We start from the raw sequence: 20,019 nt of genomic DNA, 5'->3' as shown, positions 1-20,019 counted from the left end.
AGCAAGAGGCTTTCAAGCTAGGCTAGAACAATGCTTATTAGTGGATACTATAAACCAAATCAACTAGCACCAAGCGTTAGTTCTTTATATCTTTGGACAAAGCGTGGTGCTAGCCGGCATTCAAAAATGCTTGGAACTGATCAAGCTTGGGACATGTTTGATGAGCTGGAAGAAAACTACTTTAACCCGAAACAGTTTGCACTACCAACATCGCCACGAGAGATTGCCAGATTGGCGCTGCAAGCCAATGAGGAAACTAATCAGCGCCTAGACAGTGTAGAGGGCGATGTGAAAGACCTCAAAGAGAACCAAGTTATTCCTAATCCTGAATATAGTGTGCTTAACCGGCGTGTTAATCAGCGCGTGTCGGAAGTCGCACATAGCTATGGTCATATCACACAGAAACAACGAGGCGAGCTGTTCAAAGATATCGGCAGTGGAATCAAGAAGATTGCTAACGTGAGTGCTCGGTCAATGCTACGCAAGAAGGACTACCAGATGGTAATGGACTTCATCAACGACTGGGAGCCGTCTACAGCAACTAAGACGATTATTCGGCAGACGTCACTTAGATTAGACAAGGAGCCAGCATAGGAGGAAAAAACAATGGAATTTGAAAATGTACGTGAAACACTGAAATTCTTGCTTGAGTATAACGATACGACATTGAACCCTAACCTTAAATCTCGGGTTAACGGTGGTAAGTGGGAGCCAAGCACAGTTAGTGAAGTTCAAGCGACGAACTATGACGCTTTAGCACAAGCAGCGGACATGCTTGGTATGAGCGACCTTTACTTAAATGAACAGCCAGCATAGGAGGATTGGAACATGAAAGATGAAGAAAAAATGTTGGGCGTTAGAAAGTATGACAAAGCTTTCTCAGCAGACCAAGAAGAACCTGGAATCACATTAGTGTTAGAAAATGGTGAAGATCTGAAAAATGCAATAAAAAAAGCTCAGCAACTTAGTGCTGAACTTCAAAATGTATTGGAACATATCAAACATTTTGATCCAAAGTTTCGACTGAAATAGCTGAAACTATTTCAATTTGAGCGTCTTCTGGAAAAAGATAAAAACTGAAATTGCCTAAATCTTTTTTGAAAAAGGAAACGTTTGTCAAAACAAAATTTTCAACTAGATCGTCTTCATCAACCTGGTCGGAAAGAATAAAGTTTTTAAGATCATTTATGAATAGCGGCAAATTGTTAAGCCAAAAAATTCTTGGGTCAGTAAATGAATCCTTTCTGGGAAAACGTTTCGAAAAAGCTTCGTTATAGGAAAACAGCTTTTTGCCATCTTTGAATGGACTGTTCTTATAAAAAGATGCCGTGAAAAGTTCATTGTTGAAAGACCAAACACATCTTTTAGCTTTGCCCCTATCAAGATCGTGGAGCAATTCATTGAAACTAAAATCAAGTATAGCGGCTTGCTTTAAATTCATATTTATCACCTCACTTTATTGAGATGGCTTAATTATACAACTAGCAAGGAGGTGAACGGAATGAAAATAGGTAAAGCGATTAAAGAAGCACAAAAAAGCGGACGTGGAATTGCAAGGCATAAGGACGAGCCAAGACCATGTATTTATATTCCAACAAACACTTCAGCTGGCATCATTGTACTGCCAAATTATCAGCAAGCTTTTATTCGTTGGGAGCCAAGATTAGATGATTTGACGGCTAAGGATTGGTTTGTAATTGGTTAAACAAAAGGAATAGCATTCTTAACTTTTGAAACAAATTAGAAACTTAGCATCATTCGTAAGATTGTAGTCATTAATTTCCAATTTTATCACCTCGATTAATTGGAATAAGCCAAGTATACAACTAAGCCAGCATGGAAGGACTAGCAATATTAAATTAGAAAGGAGACTCTATTATGCAAGCATTAAAAGTGGCAACGGTTCCGATGCACGTTAAAGATATGGATCAATATGTATTAGTTGATGAAGATACGTATAACAAGTTGCTGGATCAGACTATGAATGGCCGTACTTGGACTATGGCAGATTTACGAATCTGGTGCGGTAACAAGTCAATTGATTGGTTGAAAAAGAACATACTTGAAAATCCTAAGTACAGTCGTGAGATTGGACGTATGGAGCAACAAGGTCAAATAATTCACAAGGGACGCGGTAGCGCCTGGAAGTTTAAGGCTAGCGTGATGGCTGACTTTTTGGAATCTCGTTGGGAGGAATTGCCATGGTAGAAGTAGCGGTATTAACTTGGGCGCTAACAACCGTGTGGTACAAGCGTCGTGAGATTAGAAACTGGTTTGGAATTTAGGAGGAAATGATATGAGTAAAACGGAGATTCAATGGCTTACTTATCAGCAAGTGATGGAAGAGCTTCACATTGGTAGTGTAAATACAGTCTATAAGATGATTAATGACGGTTTAAAGGTAACTAGCATTGGCAGACTAAAACGCATTGAACGTAAGGAACTTGAAAAATACCTAAATTCAAAAACGTTTTAAACCATTTAACGGGAAATTTAAGGAGGAAATGTAATGGTAAGAGACACAGATGCATTTGTTGGGCTTGGCAATAAATTAGTTGCCAATTCTGACAAGGCACAAGCAAATGATTTACTAAGTGAAATGAATGTTGCTAGTTTGTCAGGCCATCACTCAATCATCTGGAACAAGTCTGGAATTAGTGTTGGCGTTATCAACACACTATCAGAAGAAGATATTTCAGTTAGCAAGTGTCCTGGTGGCGGATATGTCATTGATTGGCAAGAAGCATTAGAAATGGAGGAATGATCATGAAAGTTCATGTAGGCGATCGGGTGAGTTTCAAGGCTGAGTATAGTTGCGGCCAATTAATACGAGAAGCCGGCGTTGGCAAAGTAGTGGATATTAAAAAAATTCCGTTCACATTGCGCACTCAAAAAGATGTAGCTGTAATTGAACAAAATGGACAACAATTCGAGATTATTACCAATGGTATTCAAGTGCTCAAGTAGGAGGAATGATCATGCCAAAAGCATCAGTTTTATCAGTTAACAACTGGAAACGAGTGCAAAAAAAGCCATCGCTAGTAGCGGCTAACGATGGACTAATGGAAGAGACAATTATAAACAACATCTACTCTATTCCAAAGCAGTCTCGTTTGCAAGTGCTAAGAAAGCGAGGACGGTAGCTATGGAAGAAATCGTGAACAATCACATCAAGTTTATAAAGCATGTTATCAACAGTGTTTGGATCAGTGATGGTGAATCGCTGGCCAAGTTGTACAAGATGTTGGATAAGAGTGAAACAGAATTGAACGAATTACGGGGGCTTGAATAATGGCGAATGAAGTAATTAATCTGCCAGACTACACGGTGGACTATCAACCGGTACCAATTAAAATTAACAATTTGGAAGGATTGCAGGCGTCCATTGCGCAATATGTATCGCGTTACTCAAATTTAGTAATTACCGAAGATAACGTAACTGACAGCAAGCAAGTGCGGGCCAAATTGAACAAGCTCAAAAAGGCGCTTGATGATCGGCGCAAAGAAATCAAGCGAAATTATAATCAACCATTACGTGAGTTTGAAACCGAGGTAAAAAAGCTTGAAGCCAGCATCGACATGATCATTGATCCGATTGATGAAGGGCTTGGTGAGCTGGAGGTTAAACGCCGTGAACAACGCAAAGCTGACGTGATGGACTTGATTGCTGAAATGGCACCCAATTACGACGTTGGGGTGGATGAAATTGAATTCGATCCTCGTTGGCTGAATAAGAGCATCAGCAACAAACAAATCACTCAAGAAGTTGCATCGTCGATGACGGTGGTAAAGCAAGCCAAGGATAAGTTGGCTACTGCCACAACGATGATTACCAAGTATGCTCAAGCAGTCGACGTTGATCCCATCCCATGGATTGACCAGTTGAAGCAAGGACAGGACGTCCAGTACTTGTTGCAGGCAATTGACCGGCAAGTCGAATCAGCCAAAGAACGTGAACGTCAGCGAGAGCTTAAACAGCAAGTGGCTGCAGAGCATCAGCAAGAAACGAGTACCGGTAAAATTGTCGATACAGACACCGGCGAAGTAGTGTCCCTTACTCGAACTTTGAAAATTACAGCCACTAAAGACCAGATGTGGGGGCTATCTTCATATATGAAAAAGAATGGTATTAAATTTGAGGCGGTGAACTAATGAGTATTGAAGAAGCTAAGGCTGTGGGAGCATTTGCTAGTGCATTAGCATTATTCCAACAGCAAGTTGTTGCACCAAAAGAAAACGGACATGTTAGTTATAAAAGCACAAAATATGATTATGTTATGTTAAAAGATTTGATTAAAGCTATCAACGAAGGAATCAAAGAAACAGGATTGGCTTGGCTTCAAGATACTAAGACAAATGCTGGTATTGTATCGGTTAGAACAATTGTCTTTCACAAAGACGGTTATCGATTTGAATCATCATGGACTGAAATAAAAACAAGTGGCAAAGCGCAAGATGTCGGCAGCGCTATGACCTATGCGCGTCGATATTCATTGAGTACAACGTTTGGCGTTAACTCTGAAACCGATGATGATGGTCAGTCAGCAAATGAAGGTGCACCGCAGTTCGAACAGGTCAGTCATGATCAGCAAAAATTGTTAACTAATCTGTTTAACGAAATGGCTAAAACTACTGGTAAACCAGCAAAGGATGTTCAGAAGGGATATCTGGGGTTAACAACAATTGGTGCATTGCGTCATGACATGGCAAATTCATTGATTAAGCTAATCACAGAACAACTTGAAAAATTAACGGGCAAGGTGGGTGACAAGGCATGATTAATCGAAGCGTTTTAGTTGGTAGGCTTACAAGAGACCCAGAATTACGTTATACGAATGGCGGTGCTGCGGTTGCAACGTTCACGATTGCTGTAAATCGCCAATTTACAAATCAAAATGGAGAACGTGAAGCTGATTTTATTAGCTGTGTCATCTGGCGGAAGGCTGCTGAAAATTTAACTAATTTCACACATAAAGGATCACTTATTGGAATTGATGGTCACATTCAAACGAGAAACTATGAAAATCAGCAGGGAACTCGTGTTTATGTTACTGAAGTAGTCGTTGATAACTTCTCATTGCTTGAATCACGTGCTGAATCTGAACATCATCAAAGTGCTAATAGTAATGGTCGCAGCTCAAACAATAGCGATAATAGAAAATATGATAACAATCAAAACCAGTATGGAAATAATGGTGGCCAGATTGATATTAGTTCAGACGATTTACCATTCTAGTTGGAGTTGTGATTAATGACAGTTTATAAAAAAATTCCACGGTACGAAGGTATATATGAAGCCAGTGATCATGGAACAATTTGGAGTGTTGAGGGTAAACGAACCACAAGAAAAATGAAAAATGGGCAGATTCAAAAACGTATTTGGAAACGACGACAGATAATGCCCAAACGTGAAAAAAGGGTTCGAAGCAAGCATAGTGATTTGAGAGTAGACCTTTGGAAAAACGGTTCCCATAAAACTAAGTTGGTTTCAAGATTAGTTGCGTCGGCTTTTATTCCAAATCCTGAAAACAAACCATGCATCAATCACATTGATGGGAATCCGTTAAACAACGCACCGAAAAATTTGGAATGGTGTACGTATAAAGAGAACCAAAAACATGCATTTAAGACTGGGCTCAACAAGAGCAGTAAACGGGTTGTTTTGGTTGGCTCATACGATAACATTCAGCATTCGTTTATTAGCATGGCAGAAGCAAGCAATTTTCTGGGTATGAATCATGGATTTATTTCGGGCCTAGTGAACCGTGGCATTACAAATTTTGGTGAATACAAGATTATTGTACAGCGTGAGGAGTGATCTATGTGCAACGCTCACGGGCTAAATATTTTGAACGACAGGGCAAACACTACTTGTTGGTGGAACTGAATGAGCAACCTAATTTAGATCATGCCGAAACAGTTAGTGGTTCACGAGACTTGTTCTACGTTGATGGTGAAATAGCTGACACACGTAAAGCTAGGCCACAACAACGACGCTTGTTCTTCGCGTTACTTAGTGACATCTATACGTGGTCAGGCATGCCGACAGACTTCTTGAAAAACTTGTTTTATTTGCAGTATGAGTCATACACGTTTGGCAAGCAGATTAGCCTGTCAGACACCACAGAATCGTCTGTGAGCGATGCTAACCAGTTACTCGACCTAGTTATCGAATTCATGTTTGAGTGGCACGTGCCGTTCAAGGAAGGCTATAAACTATTACCACGTGAGCAGGAGTATTATCTGTTTCAATGTTGCCGCCATCGAGTTTGCATGATCTGTGGTAATCGTGCTGATATCCATCATGTAGACGTTATCGGAGCCGGCTTGAACAGAACACACGTTGACCACACCAAACGGCACGTTATGGCATTGTGTCGAGTCCATCACAGCGAGATTGAGCAAATTGGATCCGTGGCATTTAGTGCAAAATACCACGTCCCAGTAGAGGGGATAAAACTAGATAAAGAAACGTTAAAACGAATTGGCTTGAAAGGTAAATACAGCAGTGACTAATACACCGGGTAGGTGGAATGCCTACTAGTAAATAAGGGAGGATTAAGAGATGGCACAGAGAAGAATGTTTAGTAACCGTATAACTGATAGCGCTAAACTTTTAAAGATGCCGTTGAGCAGTCAGGCGCTCTATTTCCATTTGGGGTTGCATGCGGATGATGATGGTGTTGTAGAAGCGTTCTCGGTTATGCGGCAAACTGGTGCAGTTGAGGACGATTTGCGAATACTAGTAGCTAAGAATTTTGTAAATGTTTTAAACGATGACTTAGTTGCCTATATCACGGATTGGAACGAAAATAATCGAATTAGAGCGGATAGAAAAGTGGATTCGATATATAAGGACTTGCTATTAGAAGTCTTGCCAAACATAGAATTAACTGAACCAAAACCACGTGCTGACACGGGTAAGACTACTGGACGTCCAATGGACAACCAATGGACGGGCAATGGACCGCATAGGTTAGGTAAGGATAGGTTAGTAGAGGTTAGGTTAGGTAAGGATAATAAAGATAGTCACCATTCGACAAAACCGAATTATGACCCGTCTTCTCAGCCATACAAAATTGCTAGTCATTTGTTGACCAGAATTAAGCAACGGCAACCTGACTTCAAAGACCCAAACTTACAAAAATGGGCTAATGATATTCGATTGGCACACGAACGTGATCATCGTGATTATGAAAAATTAGATTGGCTAGTAGATTGGTCACAGGATAATTCATTCTGGCAAGCAAACATTTTATCGGCAGGAAAGTTACGCAAGCAGTATGACACGCTCATGGGTCAGGCTGAGCGGGATCGCCCGACTAATGTTGCGCCACAAACACGAGAGGACTGGTTTGGCTAATGGAAAATGTAACGAAGTTATTCAATCAAGCCACGATTCGGAAAGTAGTAGCGGCTAGAGGAATTGATACAACTAAGTTGCCAACCAAAGAAGAATTGGATCATCAAACAATTGATTGGGCGAATGCGAGCGTAATTGCTAACCGAAAACGGTATTACTATCGCATGTCAGTCTGGTCTGGAGGCGTGCCACTACGATTTAGCTTTAATGATTGGCAGGTTGATAAACAGCCTAATCAAGCTAAAACTAGAGAGCTTGGCAATCAAGCATTTAAGTTAGCTAGGCAATTAGAGACTAACCAGTTCAACGTAGCACTTGCAGGCGGCCCTGGTGTTGGTAAAACATCGTTAGCACTAGCAATCATGTATCAGCTAATGAGTGTAGGCCAAACAGCAATGTTTGTCTCAACAGCTGAGTTGCTACGGCTGGTTAATGAGAAATACGAAGCGCCAGATGTCAGAGAACACTTAAACTATGTTCTAAAGGACATGAAAAAAGTCGACGTGTTGGTGCTAGACGACTTTGGTACTGAAGGTAGTAAGCCGACTGAAAAAGGGTTCTACAAGCCAGTGCACAAAGATTTACGTACGTTGATGTATGACGTTGCCAATGCCAGATGGAACCTTAACATTAACGATGGCAAATTAGCAACGATTATCACTACCAACAATACACGAAGCCAGTTAGAAAACATGTATAGTGGTCAGACAATTGATCGCTTATATACCAAGGATACTAGCTGTCAATTGCTGTTTGACAACATGGAAGGAGTCAGAAGTGTATGAGTTGTGAATTATGTCATGGTAGTAAAGTTGTTCAGCAACCACTTGGGAGTTATGGTTTCACTTTTGGGCCATGCCCGAATTGTACGAATGAGATACACGCTCATTACGAACAAGAGCTTGAAAGGAAGTTAGCCTATGACAAGTAAAAATTGGTTGAAAGAGCTGGAAGTAATTCATAAGCTAGAAGCGAGATATGGCAGCTTGGATAACGTGCCTGAGAGCAAACTAGCTAACTTGCATAAGATGCCTGGAATTAAGGCCGTATCAGGCGATTACACGGAGATTACGCGTACCCAGTATAATGCCATTAAATTAGTCATGAAAGGCAAGCAGGGTAAAAATAGGGTGTCTCGGGAGTTAAAGCACAGTAACAGTTGGATTGATAGACGTATTCGCGCGATTGACGAAAACAAATACTACATTACGGAGGACGAATAAACATGATTGATATGAAAATTGGACAGTATCATCTGACTAGTGACAAATACGAAGTTAAGGTTAACAGGATGTCATTAGACAGTCAGGGCCACCCTGTAACTAGCTATGATGATAAGTCTGGCATCAATCGCCTAGTAGAAGCACCCCTAGCGCATTGTAAGAATGTCGAGGACGCATTGCACTGGCTTCGTGGGTATTTAATCCGGACCGGTAGTGAACGTATTACAACAGTGGATCAGTTAGCCAGAGAGAGTCGTAAAATTGAGCGGCAATTTGACACGTACATTAAAGAGCGTGTACCGGAAGGACTGTGAGTTATGCCTAAACACACTAAGAAGCGTTCAACGATATTTATTTTAGTCACAACCATTGGGAGCTTCTTAGATGGATTTTGGCATGGGGTTGCTTTTATCAGTGTTGTGGCATGGATTGTGATAGCACTGGAACTATCGAGTTCTAACAGATGATAGGAGATGGAGGTAAATAATGACAATAGTTAATAATTCGGACGAACTGAAAAGAGTTTATTGGCCTGATAAGCCTTGTGGGAAAATTATGAACCATAGCAACGTGACCGCTTACGCGTGCCGGACATTGATTGAGTTCGATGCATGGGGCAAACATTGGCATTCACGGAAGTGGTTCATTAATGACGATAATGAGCTGATTTTTAACATTGAACAGAATCTATTTATTAATTTGGGCATGTTCAATGATGGAACCAGTGCCATGCACAATTTGGTGGCATACGATCAGCTCCGGGATCCAGAACCACAACTTAGTTTGTTTTAGGAGATGGCGACGATGATTAAGCTTAGAGCGTGGGACAAAGTTCAGAATAAAATGCTGTTACCTGACAATATCGAATTAATTAATGGCCAAGCCTATTGGGCAGAAGCTAGCACTGATGGCAATGGTAGTTATTCTAATGATGGTAAAGCAGATGGAATTGGCGCGCTGTTTGAGCTTGAACAGTTTACCGGCCTGACAGACGTGAGTGGCAAGGATATCTATGAAGGCGATGTTTTACAGCCAGTCATTTCTTACACTAAGAGGAATATTGGCAAACCTTTTGAAGTTAAGAAAGGCAATTATGTATACGGTAAATGGATTGCTAAGGATGTTTCTAGCAAGGAATTTGGCGTAGATGGGTACTATTTCAGTAATGAAATGCGGCTAATTGGTAATATTCACAATAACCCGGAGCTATTGGAGGATAACGAATGACTGACATCGAATACGCCAAAGCAATTCAAACGAAAGCCACAGTTGCCAATTTGGAAATGAACGCGGCACTGACAATTGAGCAACAGGCACAAATTGGCTAGGACTTCATTGCTGACATTGCGGAGTTGAGTGAAAGGGGAATTGGTAGTGAAACGAACGACGATTAGAAAAGTTGAAGATATTCTACGTGACTATCCCAAGATTGACAAGTATATCGAGAAACGTGAACAGGAATTACGTTATCCAACTGTACCACGTGATGATAATGTCGGAGGTGGCAAGGCGCAATACAAGTATCCGGAAACGGCGTTAAATACGCTCATTACAATTGACGATGATCGGCGCATTAACACATTGAAGCGTCAGCGAGAAGTGATTGATGATTGTTTAGACGGCGTTGGCCGTGATACAGAAGTAATTATAAATGAGCTATATTTTAAGAAACACCAGCAGTACACAATTGACGGATTAATTGCAAATCATATGATAAATGTTAGCCGTCGAAAAGCGTTTGACTTAAAGAAAACTTTTATCAACGATTGCGCTAAGGGGTTTGGATTGTATGAAATATAAAAACGTGCACTAATCGTGCACTTTCGACCCCTATAATCGTGCTAAATTGGTAGTATGCCAAATGTGATTGACGTGCAATTACAGACTGGCAATCGCTGTGGGCTAATTGGTAAGCCACAATGGGATGCAGGTTCGAGGCCTGCCGGTGATATAGTTATACAGCTCAGTAAGTCCAGTTAATCACTGGGCTTTTTTGATACATAAATTTAGGAGTAACCACAATGAATATGGCAAAGATGACTAACACAAAATACGGCTACGTCACGCCGAAAGAAGCGGAGATGGATGCCCACTTAGATAAATGGATGAAGCGTCGTGCTAAGAAGCATGGCGCTTTTAGTTTGGAAAAGAAACGGGGGAAGCAACATGCCAAAGACAAGAAGATGCCGCTATCCTAACTGCCATGCGATGGTCACTTTCCCTGACCACTATTGTCAGCAGCACTATGAGCATGAAGCTGAGTACCTGGCTAGTCGTCAACGTTGGGCACGTAGCAATGACAAACAATATACTCACAAGTACAACACGGTCACACGTAATCGTGATGACACTAAGCGTCAGCAATACAGCTTCTATCGGACAAGGCAATGGTCACATCTAAGGCAACAAGTCCTAGAGCGTGACCATTACTTATGTGCTTACTGCAAAGTGCAAGGCGTTATCACACCTGCTAAGACAGTCGATCACATTGTGCCAATTGAGTTTGATGAAACATTGAAAGCTAACGTTGATAACTTAGCCGTAATCTGTAGGAGCTGCCATCGTGCTAAGACAGACTGGGAACAATCATACTATGGCACTGGTCAAGGCAATGAGCTACAAAGTGTAACACCAATCAATGATGTATCGTCAATCGTTGTATTAATGAATGAGAAATAAAGTTAAATCAATTTATTGGTGTCTGTCGTGCGATTTAAATGGCTTTAGATTTATGAGTGTAATTATACTAAATGATAATTAAAACAGCCCCCGCCCCCTTATACGACGTGATAAGAGCCACACATAACCATCATTTTGTGACGCAAACGTTTTTTTAAAATTTTTAGGTAGGGGGGTCACCAAATAATGAAAGGAGGCAGAGAAAATGAAAAAAGCAGATAAAGACGTCAACAACGGTCAATTAACGCGCACACCGCCAGCTTACTTAGGACGGCAAGCTAAGGTCGTTTGGCGTCGATTAGTGCCTTTTTTAGAGGATAACACCCCAGTTAGACGCATTGATAGCGGACTTGTGGAACAATATGCTTCTCAGTATGAGATTTACCGCAATGCGTATAAACATATCCAGGAAAACGGTGAAGTCCAAGCAATCTATAAAACGTTACAAGATCAGACCGGTAAAAAAATTGGTCGAGACTTCGTGGGATACAAGCGTAATCCTATGACACAAATTTACGATTCAGCGGTTAAAAATCTGACTAAACTAGGCGCTGAATTGGGACTATCTCCTAAGTCACGTAGTGATTTGCTCAAGTTAAACTTAGATGACCACAAAGACGAGCGAAGTATTAGTGATCGTATGAAAGAATTTCTAGGAGACTGATAATGAAGATTGATTTAACACAAACACATGATGTTATTGGAGCCTATCAATCATTAGACTGCTCAGCAATTCGCCAACAATACACTGATTTAGGCACAAAGTATGCCTTTGATGTCCTTGATGAAAAGGTAATTACTGGCTATTTGATCAAGTTAGCGGCTTTTCGCCATATTAGAGACTTGCAACGTCAAGGCAGCGTTGAATTTCCCTTTACTTATTCGGTTAAGAAAGTAGACCAAGTGCTTAAATTTGCTTCCATCTGTCCAAACGTTGATACAGGCGAACCAACCAAGCTTATGCCGTGGCAAGAATTCATTATGGCTATGCTGGTTGGCTGGCGTAATGATGACGGCGGCAAGCGTTTCTCACGAGCAATTGTTTCCGTTGCGCGTGGCCAAGGCAAAACTTATCTGATGGCGATTATCACTGCCTATAGTTTTTTGATTGAGTCATTGGGACTATCTAACCAAGATTACTTAGTATCTTCTATTAATTACAAACAAACTAGTAAAATTCTAGGCTACATTAAGTCAATGCTCGCTAAGATTGCAACGATTGAGCCATTTAAGTCATTGATTGCTGATAGTGGATTAGATACACGGACGCTGTCCTCACAGGCCGATCAAGTCACAATGAGCAAGACTAATAACAAGCTACGTGCGATTAGCCATGAGGCCGGTCAGTACGACTCATTTCACTTTACAACTGCTATTTTTGATGAAATTGGTGAAATTAAGACACGGCAGAAGATTTCTAAAATTGTTTCGGGTCAAGTTAAGGTACGCAATAAACAATTTATTCAAATTTCAACGGCATATCCCGATCCCACTGTTCCGTTCCATGATGATGAGCGCATGATTCAGCAAGCCATGGAACAAGATTATTTACGCGATGCTGATACATATTTGGGACTTATTTGGTCGCAGGACAATCTGGGCGAAACTTATAAGCCCGATATGTGGGTTAAAAGTAATCCCTTACTAGATTTACCGAGCCAACGAGAAGTGTTGCTGAACGGCTTGACAGATAAGCGCGATTCTGACGCTTTGTCGGGCACACTCAACGATTTCCAAAACAAAAATCTAAACCTGTGGCTAGAACAATCGACCGACAGCTTCTTAAAACTGCCTGACGTTGAAAAAGCCATTGTGCCATCATTTAGTTTTGATGATCGCCAAGTCTACATTGGATTTGACTACTCAATGTTTAGCGATAATACCGCTTTGGCATTTGTGTTCCCCTATCAGGATGCTAAGGGCAATCCACGATGGTTTATGTATCAGCATAGCTTTATTCCGTGGCAGAAAGCTGGTTCGATTGAAGCTAAAGAAAAACAAGACGGTATTAATTATCGGGACTTAGCTAAAAAAGGTTTCTGCACGATTAGTAGCCACCCACAAGGTCTGATTAATGACGAGCAAGTCTATCAGTGGCTGCTTAACTTCGTGGATCGTCACCGGTTAGAGGTGGTCTTTTTTGGCTATGATGCTTGGGGAGCTACGCCGGCTATCAAACAGCTGGAACTTAATTCTGGCTGGCCGTTAGAAGCTATTCGTCAACGAACCAGTGAACTGAAAGATCCAACCAAGTTTCTGCAAAAGGTGTTTGTTGAAGGGTCAGTTGACCGGCTTGATGATCGAATTATGGAAAAGGCGCTGCTGAATGCAGAAATCTATGAAGATAAGATTGGAATTCAGGTTGATAAGGCTAAAGCCACACTTAAAATTGATGTGGTTGATGCGCTGATTGATGCCTTGTATCAAGCCATGTATCACTTTGAAGACTTTTCAGATGTGAACAATCCTGATAAGCAAGTGGAACGTATGAACGAAAAACAAGTTCTCGAATGGTTTAATGACCCAGAGTCGGGATTGCTAGGAGATGATATTAATGATTTTTAAACAATTTTTTGCAACTATCTGGCATTACTTTGATGTGCTGTGTTTCATTCTAGGTATGATTGCTGGGGTATATGCAGCCTTTTTATTTGGGCAAGCACAGGGCGTTCTAGCAATTGCTGTCGCTTTGTTTTTAGTTGGCTGGCTTTCGGAAGTCGTAACAGCTGGCCAAAAAGGAGGTGATTAATAATGCCCTTTTTTGAACCACCAACGGCAATAAATAATTCAGTTAGTATTCAAAGCGTGCCAGTAGAAGACGATAATATCGTTAATTTTTTGTCACCAACTGGCAATAATGAGTATGTTAGTGCCAAAGATGCTTTGGAAAATTCAGATATTTATTCAGCAGTTAATCAAATATCTGGAGACTTAGCTACGGTGCAATTAATGGCCAATATGCCACGAGCGCAAGGGATTCTAAACAATCCTAGCACGACAGCTAACGGTCACACATTTTGGCAGTCTATGTATTCACAATTGTTATTGGGTGGTGAATGTTTTGCATATCGCTGGCGTAATCCTAACGGTTTAGATTTGCGCTGGGAATATTTACGACCTAGCCAAGTGCAAACCTACTTATTAGATGATGGCAGTGGTTTAACCTATACAGTTACCTTTGACGAGCCTAATTTGGGCGTTCTTCAATATGTACCACAGTCTGACATGATTCATATTCGCTGGGCTAGTACCGATGGCGGTATGACAGGTAACAGTCCATTAAAAGCATTATCGAGTGAGTTACAAGTCAAGAGTTCGTCTAACAGTTTAACGTTGGCTGCATTAGCGCGTTCAATTAGTGCTCCTGGCGTCCTATCTATTCAGCACGGTGGGCTGCTGAGTGAGAAGATGAAGGCCAGCCGTTCACGTAACTTCATGAAACAGGTGAACAAGTCAAACGGCGGCCCAGTAGTTATTGATCAACTTGAAGATTACAAGCCACTAGAAATGAAAGCCGATGTTACTAAGCTGTTAAGCCAAACAGATTGGACGAGTAAGCAAATTGCTAAAGTTTTCGGCATTCCTGATAGCTATTTAAACGGCCAAGGCGACCAGCAAAGTAATATCGACCAAATCAAAGGCATGTACACCAATGCCCTTAATCGCTATTTACAGGCGATTTTAGCTGAGCTGGATAATAAGCTTAATGCTAAGATTACGGCCAATATACGGACTGCTGTAGACCCATTGGGAGACTCATTCGCAGCTGTCCTATCAGGGCTAGCTAAAGATGGCACAATTGCTAATAATCAAGCAACTTGGTTACTACAGCAGACTGGTTATTTTCCAGATGAAATGCCTGATGCTAAGAATCCAACGACACAACAAGTTGTAATTCAATCGGGAAAAGGAGGTGATAATGATGACAAAGAAAGTGATGATTAAAGGCGATATTGTTGATGATCAAACAGCCAGTTTCTATCAGTTCTTCGGAATGCCAGCAGTATCACCTTCGGGTGTTGCTGACATTTTAAATGATGACGGCGACACTGACGATGACGATGGTGACGATGAAGAACTTGAAGTTGACATTGCTTCCAATGGTGGCGATGTTTTTGCAGCTAGTGAAATTTACACCATGCTAAAGAACTATGCTGGCAATGTAACAGTTAATATTCAAGGCTTAGCCGCTAGTGCGGCAAGCGTGGTTGCTATGGCTGGCGATCACATCAACATTTCACCAACTGCTCAGATTATGATCCATAAGGCTTGGTCACAACCAGCTGGTAATGCTGACGATCTGGAGCATAAAGCCAGTATTTTAAATGGCATTGATCAATCAATTGCCAGTGCTTATCAAGCTAAAACTGGCATGGATCAAGCTGACTTGCTACAGCTAATGGCAAATGAAACATGGTTAACTGCTAGTGATGCCGTTGATAAGGGCTTCGCTGACGAAATTATGTTTGCTAATGATCAACAATTGCAACCGGTGAATGCTATTTCACATATTCCACCTAAATCTGCAGTTAATAAGCTAATGAATCTTATTTACAAGGCGGATAAGGATAAAACTAAACCGTCTAAAGAAGAAAATACTGCTAATAGTCAATCTGCTGAATTACGAAACAGCAAATTGGCTATTTTATTTGGAAAAAATAAAAAGGAGGCCAACTAATGGCTAATATTAACACTATGAATGATGCTTGGATTGCCCAAGGGCAAAAGGTATCAGATTTAAACGACAAGTTAAACGCAGCTGTCCTTGACGACAGCTTTGATCAAGACAAATTTAAAGCAATGAAACAAGATCGCGACAATGCGGTTGCCCGGCGTGATGCTTTACATGAACAATTGGAAGAAGAACGCAAGGCCCAAGAAATTGCCAATATGGATGATAAGGATAAGGCCCCACTTGATGATAATGAAAAAGACATCAAAGCTGAGTTCATTAAGAACTTCCAAGGCATGATTAAAGGTGACCCGAAAGTTATGAACTTGGTAACTTCTTCTACTGACGCAGCTGGAAACGCAATTGGTTTGACTATTCCTCAAGATATTCAAACAGCAATTAATACGTTGGTTCGCCAATATGATTCATTGCAACAGTATGTTAATCGAGAAGCCGTTACAACTCAAACTGGGTCACGAGTTTACGAAAAGTGGACTGACGTGACTCCTTTAGCTGATTTAGATGATGAAACGGCTACCATTGGTGATAATGATGATCCTAAGCTATCCATTATCAAATACACGATCCATCGGTATGCTGGTATTACCACTGCCACTAATTCGTTACTAAAGGATACAGCTGACAACATTTTGGCTTGGCTGTCTCAATGGATTGCTAAGAAGGTTGTAGTTACTCGCAACGCTAAGATTGTTGAAGTAATGAACAAGGCGCCAAAGAAGCCGACTTTAGCTAAGTTTGATGACATCATTACGATGATCAACACGGCCGTTGATCCAGCTATCAAGTCTACTTCATTATTGATGACGAATACGTCCGGCTTAAATGTGCTGTCAGAAGTTAAGGACGCAATGGGCCGTTATTTATTGCAGCCAGACCCAACACAACCCGATCGCTATTTAATTCGTGGAAAGCGCATTGTTGAAGTGGCCGACAAGTGGTTGCCAAACGCTGGTACGACTTCTGCACCAGCTTACCCACTGTATTATGGTGATCTATCACAAGCCGTGACGTTGTTTGATCGGGAAAACATGTCCTTGCTGACGACCAACATTGGTGGCGGTGCTTTTGAAACCGATCAAACTAAGATTCGTGTAATTGATCGGTTTGACGTTGAACCAACGGATACCGAAGCTTTTGTTGCTGGTTCGTTTGCGGCGATTGCTGACCAACCAGCGAACTTTGCAGCAGGTTCTACAACCACACCTGGTAAGTAATAATTAGTAAGGAGGTGGTTAAATGCCAACACTAGATGAACTCAAACTATCGCTACGCCTAGATGGTGATGCCGATGATCAACTTCTGACCGGATATTTAAATACTGCAAAAAGCTATATCACACAAGCAGTTGGGACGGAATCAGACAGCTTTTATGATGATGCCAGTGTGGTTGATTTGTTTAATACAGCTGTGCTGGCATTGGCCTCGGCCTACTATAACTACCGCAGCTCTTTGGTTCCGACCACAGCAATTAGCATTAATCTACCGGTTGATTCGATCATTGGGCAACTGAGAGGGCTCTATGATCTGAAAATGGAGGCGATCACTGATGACCAAAGCAATTAATCCTTCACGAATGACTTTCCGTATCGCTTTTGGCCATGATGCCGATACTGGCGAGATTAACCCGAATACTGGCACGCCAATTCAACAATTTTCAGCAGATTTTAGCTGTTGGGCGGGCCAGTGGTCGTTGAATGTGCAGCAGCAATTAACCATAGCCGGAGCTGGGATCACTAATGCAGTGGTCTTTTTTATTCGCCATAATCCGGCCGTTAACGAGGCGTTGCAAGTTCAGCGTGGATCGGATCTGTACAAGATTGACAGTATAGCGGCGGATGACGGATTACAAAACGAGGGCTTTGACCTAATCACGTGCCATCTGGTGGTGACTAAGCATGGCTAGTCACATTAGCAATGAAACATCTTTTGACCAATTGCTAGACGATCTTGCAGATGGGTTTGGGCGTGAAGAACGGTTTCAAGCCAACAAAGCTGGGGCAAAAAAATTCGCCCAAATTATGAAGCCCAAAGTTCCTTATCGATTTAATTTGCGTAAGGGAGAAACAGCTCATCTGCGCGATTCCCTGATTAATGTGGAACATGCGAATGGGTCGGTCGATGTTGGTTTTACTAAGAAAAGCATGAAGGGTTACGTGGCTAGAATCATCAATGATGGTTGGATTCCGAAGCCACCAGGAGGCCGTGCTAAGCAATCAAATTATGATCCTGTAGCAGGAAAGCATTTTTGGGAAGCAACGCAACGTGAAGCTAAAGGAGAAGTTGGCAAGGCTGTAGCTGATTCGTTAAAAGCAACGATGGATAAGAAGGTGCATATCCAGTGACGTTAGCCAGTGAGATTCGTCAGGTAATTGTTAACTCTATTGAAAAGTTGCCAAACGTTAGTAGTGACCAGATTAATACATTCGGAATTAAAGCCAATGATTGGACGGACGATAAGCCCGTCTTTTTAATTACAGAAATCTCAAACAATGAATCTGGATATGGTGACAATGAGGCTACCTATCTACAGCAGCAAGCTCAGATTCAAATTTACTATCCGAAAGATTATGCCGGTGATATGGGCGACTTAGAAAATCAGTTAAAACAAGTAATGCGTTCAGATCGTTATTACTGTTTTAGCGATAATGGTCATATTTTGACCCCAGATGATGGTCAATTGATGGCAACTTTAAAATTCAATCACAAAAAATAAAGGAGAGATATTTAACATGGCAAAAGCAAAAGACGGCGGGTATGTAGGTGTTTCCTATGCTCGCTTTGCATTATTAGATGCTACGACTGGCAAAGCGTTAACTTCTGGGATTCCAGGTGCTGATGCTAATGGCATTTACAAGGTTACGACGTCTACAGATGGTGGTGTTGCTAGTGCGGCCCTATCCGGGCTGGCACCTTCTGTTACCCGCATTTGGGGGAACAACTCTGTTGCCGATATTTCAGTCGGTAAGGCTCAACCAAGTGTTGCATTGACAATTAACTTCTTGGCTCATGATGTGCTTGCAGCTATTTTAGGACGGGAAGCTGATGGCAAGGGTGGTTACGATCTTGAAGGCCACCCAGTCGATGTAGCGGTAGAAATCGTTTCAGAAACAGTTGCTGGTGGTGGTATTCACTTCGGATTCTACGACGGATACGTCACTGCTGGTGATTTATCACTAGGGACTAACAACGAAAACGAAACACGAGTCAACGACGCACTCACCTTCACGCCATTTGCTAATGACAACAATCACGTTGGCAAAATTTACTACGATGGTGAGACAGGGTTTGATCAAAGTGTTATTGATCAAGAAATTTTTGGTGTAACACCGGCGAGCAGTCCAGCCAAAGGTTAATTCAGTTAGCACGGATTCAAAACATGCAACTGTTAATGCTAATTAACTAAATAGTAGTCGCCTAAGAAAGCTAACAATACCGAATGGGGCGGCTTTTTTATTATGAAAGGAAATATTTATGATTGAATACATTGAATTTTCAGCTCCTGAAATTGGACTAAGCGAAACGAAAAAAATCAAGCCTAGCAATCGTAATATGCGCAAGATTTGGAACTTACAACTCATTCAAGCCAAAGCGTTTTCAAGCGAAGGCAAAGAGCTACAAACGTTTGATGATTTGCAAAAAGAACATGATCAAGCAATCGAATTATTAGATAAGACAGAAGAATTTTTGACAACCACTTTAGGCCTTAACAAAAAGCAACAAGATCGATTGGAAGATTTAACCAATGATGAAATTGGCGAGCTCTCAGGTCGTTTGCAATACGCTTTGTCGGACATTAACCCGAATGCCGAAGATACAGACAAGGAGGACGAACCGGACCCAAAATCAGACGGCGAAAACGCATCCGAGAGTTAGAAAATCAAATTGAAGACTTTGATTACTATGCGCAGCAACTGATGATCAATAAGGGAATGTCCCCTGATGAGTTCGACGATGCTAATTTCCATCGGATGCAAGAAATTCTTCAAGCCCGCGATCCTGACGAACGGCCAGAAGACCCAATGGAAATGCTTAAGAGGTTAGGAATCACTCCAGGAAACATG

General features: G+C 41.5%; 37 protein-coding genes. 36 read left to right on the top strand and 1 reads right to left on the bottom strand.

The annotated features are described in order from the left end of the window. Nucleotides 1–126 precede the first annotated feature (126 nt). Genes FFM80_RS11815 through FFM80_RS11805 form a run of 3 tightly spaced genes read left to right on the top strand, consistent with a single transcriptional unit; the run spans nt 127 to nt 1,032 of the window. A complete protein-coding gene (locus FFM80_RS11815; protein WP_223877355.1) occupies nt 127–594 on the top strand; it encodes an ORF6C domain-containing protein in 468 nt (155 codons plus the stop codon). Nucleotides 595–606: 12 nt separating this feature from the next. Beyond that, nucleotides 607–816, top strand: coding sequence for a hypothetical protein (locus FFM80_RS11810; RefSeq protein ID WP_057138666.1), 210 nt, complete (start codon nt 607–609; stop codon nt 814–816). Between the two features lie 12 nt (nt 817–828). Then, on the top strand, nt 829–1,032 hold the full coding sequence (locus FFM80_RS11805; RefSeq protein WP_137640978.1) for a hypothetical protein: 204 nt from the start codon (nt 829–831) through the stop codon (nt 1,030–1,032). Here the strand turns inward: FFM80_RS11805 and FFM80_RS11800 are convergent. After that, a complete protein-coding gene (locus FFM80_RS11800) occupies nt 998–1,441 on the bottom strand; it encodes a hypothetical protein (protein WP_063485659.1) in 444 nt (147 codons plus the stop codon). The two genes, FFM80_RS11805 and FFM80_RS11800, sit on opposite strands and share 35 nt — an antisense overlap. Nucleotides 1,442–1,501: 60 nt before the next feature. Here FFM80_RS11800 and FFM80_RS11795 point away from each other — a divergent pair, with 60 nt between their 5' ends. From FFM80_RS11795 to FFM80_RS11650, 33 genes are all read left to right on the top strand, one after another. Then, a complete protein-coding gene (locus FFM80_RS11795; RefSeq protein WP_137640977.1) occupies nt 1,502–1,705 on the top strand; it encodes a Thoeris anti-defense Tad2 family protein in 204 nt (67 codons plus the stop codon). A 173-nt stretch (nt 1,706–1,878) separates the two neighbouring features. Then, a complete protein-coding gene (locus FFM80_RS11790) occupies nt 1,879–2,208 on the top strand; it encodes a DUF771 domain-containing protein (RefSeq protein ID WP_137640976.1) in 330 nt (109 codons plus the stop codon). Between the two features lie 88 nt (nt 2,209–2,296). Next, the gene (locus FFM80_RS11785) at nt 2,297–2,476 is read left to right on the top strand and encodes a helix-turn-helix domain-containing protein (protein ID WP_016058357.1); all 180 of its coding nucleotides are present in this window, start codon (nt 2,297–2,299) and stop codon (nt 2,474–2,476) included. A 33-nt stretch (nt 2,477–2,509) separates the two neighbouring features. After that, on the top strand, nt 2,510–2,764 hold the full coding sequence (locus FFM80_RS11780) for a hypothetical protein (RefSeq protein WP_087509042.1): 255 nt from the start codon (nt 2,510–2,512) through the stop codon (nt 2,762–2,764). A 2-nt stretch (nt 2,765–2,766) separates the two neighbouring features. Next, a complete protein-coding gene (locus FFM80_RS11775) occupies nt 2,767–2,967 on the top strand; it encodes a hypothetical protein (RefSeq protein ID WP_015825332.1) in 201 nt (66 codons plus the stop codon). 11 nt (nt 2,968–2,978) lie between these two features. Further along, entirely contained in the window at nt 2,979–3,143 is a 165-nt protein-coding gene (locus FFM80_RS14535) for a hypothetical protein (protein ID WP_164878063.1), read from the top strand. A gap of 2 nt (nt 3,144–3,145) precedes the next feature. Continuing rightward, entirely contained in the window at nt 3,146–3,292 is a 147-nt protein-coding gene (locus tag FFM80_RS14530) for a hypothetical protein (RefSeq protein WP_162839964.1), read from the top strand. Further along, nucleotides 3,292–4,152 (top strand): DUF1351 domain-containing protein, encoded by an 861-nt coding sequence (locus FFM80_RS11770; protein ID WP_137640975.1) that lies wholly within the window; start codon nt 3,292–3,294, stop codon nt 4,150–4,152. The genes FFM80_RS14530 and FFM80_RS11770 overlap by 1 nt, the downstream gene beginning before the upstream one ends. After that, the gene (locus FFM80_RS11765) at nt 4,152–4,778 is read left to right on the top strand and encodes an ERF family protein (RefSeq protein WP_137640974.1); all 627 of its coding nucleotides are present in this window, start codon (nt 4,152–4,154) and stop codon (nt 4,776–4,778) included. The genes FFM80_RS11770 and FFM80_RS11765 overlap by 1 nt, the downstream gene beginning before the upstream one ends. Continuing rightward, on the top strand, nt 4,775–5,236 hold the full coding sequence (ssb, locus tag FFM80_RS11760) for a single-stranded DNA-binding protein (RefSeq protein WP_137640973.1): 462 nt from the start codon (nt 4,775–4,777) through the stop codon (nt 5,234–5,236). The genes FFM80_RS11765 and ssb overlap by 4 nt, the downstream gene beginning before the upstream one ends. A 15-nt stretch (nt 5,237–5,251) precedes the next feature. Next, entirely contained in the window at nt 5,252–5,818 is a 567-nt protein-coding gene (locus FFM80_RS11755; RefSeq protein ID WP_123808183.1) for an HNH endonuclease, read from the top strand. A gap of 53 nt (nt 5,819–5,871) precedes the next feature. Continuing rightward, nucleotides 5,872–6,516, top strand: a complete 645-nt coding sequence (locus FFM80_RS11750; RefSeq protein WP_379853070.1) for a putative HNHc nuclease — start codon at nt 5,872–5,874, stop codon at nt 6,514–6,516. A 49-nt stretch (nt 6,517–6,565) separates the two neighbouring features. Further along, nucleotides 6,566–7,363 carry a replication protein gene (locus FFM80_RS11745; RefSeq protein WP_137640971.1) on the top strand — a complete coding sequence of 266 codons (798 nt, stop codon included), beginning with the start codon at nt 6,566–6,568 and terminating at the stop codon, nt 7,361–7,363. Further along, nucleotides 7,363–8,148: an ATP-binding protein gene (locus tag FFM80_RS11740; RefSeq protein WP_137640970.1), complete on the top strand. Its 786-nt coding sequence runs from the start codon at nt 7,363–7,365 to the stop codon at nt 8,146–8,148. Before FFM80_RS11745 ends, FFM80_RS11740 begins: the two co-directional genes overlap by 1 nt. A 135-nt stretch (nt 8,149–8,283) precedes the next feature. Continuing rightward, complete coding sequence (locus tag FFM80_RS11735) at nt 8,284–8,586, top strand: hypothetical protein (protein ID WP_137640969.1); 303 nt, start codon at nt 8,284–8,286, stop codon at nt 8,584–8,586. Nucleotides 8,587–8,588: 2 nt separating this feature from the next. Continuing rightward, nucleotides 8,589–8,900 carry a hypothetical protein gene (locus FFM80_RS11730; RefSeq protein ID WP_016527200.1) on the top strand — a complete coding sequence of 104 codons (312 nt, stop codon included), beginning with the start codon at nt 8,589–8,591 and terminating at the stop codon, nt 8,898–8,900. 172 nt (nt 8,901–9,072) lie between these two features. Beyond that, the gene (locus FFM80_RS11725) at nt 9,073–9,378 is read left to right on the top strand and encodes a hypothetical protein (RefSeq protein WP_137640968.1); all 306 of its coding nucleotides are present in this window, start codon (nt 9,073–9,075) and stop codon (nt 9,376–9,378) included. Nucleotides 9,379–9,390: 12 nt separating this feature from the next. Beyond that, entirely contained in the window at nt 9,391–9,813 is a 423-nt protein-coding gene (locus FFM80_RS11720; protein ID WP_223877354.1) for a YopX family protein, read from the top strand. A 147-nt stretch (nt 9,814–9,960) separates the two neighbouring features. Further along, entirely contained in the window at nt 9,961–10,386 is a 426-nt protein-coding gene (locus FFM80_RS11715) for a RinA family phage transcriptional regulator (RefSeq protein WP_015640516.1), read from the top strand. 221 nt (nt 10,387–10,607) lie between these two features. Next, on the top strand, nt 10,608–10,784 hold the full coding sequence (locus FFM80_RS14525; RefSeq protein WP_171001099.1) for a hypothetical protein: 177 nt from the start codon (nt 10,608–10,610) through the stop codon (nt 10,782–10,784). Continuing rightward, complete coding sequence (locus FFM80_RS11710; protein ID WP_137640966.1) at nt 10,753–11,265, top strand: HNH endonuclease; 513 nt, start codon at nt 10,753–10,755, stop codon at nt 11,263–11,265. Before FFM80_RS14525 ends, FFM80_RS11710 begins: the two co-directional genes overlap by 32 nt. 205 nt (nt 11,266–11,470) lie before the next feature. After that, a complete protein-coding gene (locus FFM80_RS11705; protein WP_137640965.1) occupies nt 11,471–11,929 on the top strand; it encodes a phage terminase small subunit P27 family in 459 nt (152 codons plus the stop codon). Nucleotides 11,930–11,931: 2 nt separating this feature from the next. Then, nucleotides 11,932–13,830, top strand: coding sequence for a terminase large subunit (locus FFM80_RS11700; RefSeq protein ID WP_137640964.1), 1,899 nt, complete (start codon nt 11,932–11,934; stop codon nt 13,828–13,830). Then, a complete protein-coding gene (locus FFM80_RS11695; protein ID WP_003644528.1) occupies nt 13,820–14,014 on the top strand; it encodes a DUF1056 family protein in 195 nt (64 codons plus the stop codon). Before FFM80_RS11700 ends, FFM80_RS11695 begins: the two co-directional genes overlap by 11 nt. A 2-nt stretch (nt 14,015–14,016) precedes the next feature. Beyond that, a complete protein-coding gene (locus FFM80_RS11690) occupies nt 14,017–15,210 on the top strand; it encodes a phage portal protein (protein WP_137640963.1) in 1,194 nt (397 codons plus the stop codon). Further along, nucleotides 15,188–15,943, top strand: a complete 756-nt coding sequence (locus tag FFM80_RS11685) for a head maturation protease, ClpP-related (RefSeq protein ID WP_137640962.1) — start codon at nt 15,188–15,190, stop codon at nt 15,941–15,943. The genes FFM80_RS11690 and FFM80_RS11685 overlap by 23 nt, the downstream gene beginning before the upstream one ends. Further along, nucleotides 15,943–17,172 carry a phage major capsid protein gene (locus FFM80_RS11680; RefSeq protein WP_137640961.1) on the top strand — a complete coding sequence of 410 codons (1,230 nt, stop codon included), beginning with the start codon at nt 15,943–15,945 and terminating at the stop codon, nt 17,170–17,172. Before FFM80_RS11685 ends, FFM80_RS11680 begins: the two co-directional genes overlap by 1 nt. Nucleotides 17,173–17,194: 22 nt before the next feature. Continuing rightward, a complete protein-coding gene (locus FFM80_RS11675; RefSeq protein ID WP_137640960.1) occupies nt 17,195–17,521 on the top strand; it encodes a head-tail connector protein in 327 nt (108 codons plus the stop codon). Then, nucleotides 17,505–17,861, top strand: a complete 357-nt coding sequence (locus tag FFM80_RS11670; RefSeq protein WP_137640959.1) for a phage head closure protein — start codon at nt 17,505–17,507, stop codon at nt 17,859–17,861. The genes FFM80_RS11675 and FFM80_RS11670 overlap by 17 nt, the downstream gene beginning before the upstream one ends. Beyond that, nucleotides 17,854–18,300, top strand: coding sequence for a phage tail protein (locus FFM80_RS11665; protein WP_137640958.1), 447 nt, complete (start codon nt 17,854–17,856; stop codon nt 18,298–18,300). The genes FFM80_RS11670 and FFM80_RS11665 overlap by 8 nt, the downstream gene beginning before the upstream one ends. After that, nucleotides 18,297–18,671 carry a DUF806 family protein gene (locus FFM80_RS11660; RefSeq protein ID WP_137640957.1) on the top strand — a complete coding sequence of 125 codons (375 nt, stop codon included), beginning with the start codon at nt 18,297–18,299 and terminating at the stop codon, nt 18,669–18,671. The genes FFM80_RS11665 and FFM80_RS11660 overlap by 4 nt, the downstream gene beginning before the upstream one ends. 16 nt (nt 18,672–18,687) lie before the next feature. After that, complete coding sequence (locus tag FFM80_RS11655) at nt 18,688–19,311, top strand: phage tail protein (RefSeq protein WP_137640956.1); 624 nt, start codon at nt 18,688–18,690, stop codon at nt 19,309–19,311. Between the two features lie 118 nt (nt 19,312–19,429). Next, nucleotides 19,430–19,831, top strand: coding sequence for a phage tail tube assembly chaperone (locus FFM80_RS11650; RefSeq protein ID WP_137640955.1), 402 nt, complete (start codon nt 19,430–19,432; stop codon nt 19,829–19,831). Nucleotides 19,832–20,019 lie beyond the last annotated feature (188 nt).

Origin of the sequence: Lactiplantibacillus dongliensis (genome assembly GCF_005405105.1) — a bacterium.
Lineage (GTDB): Bacteria > Bacillota > Bacilli > Lactobacillales > Lactobacillaceae > Lactiplantibacillus > Lactiplantibacillus dongliensis.
This window is presented reverse-complemented; position numbering and strand designations above follow the sequence as displayed.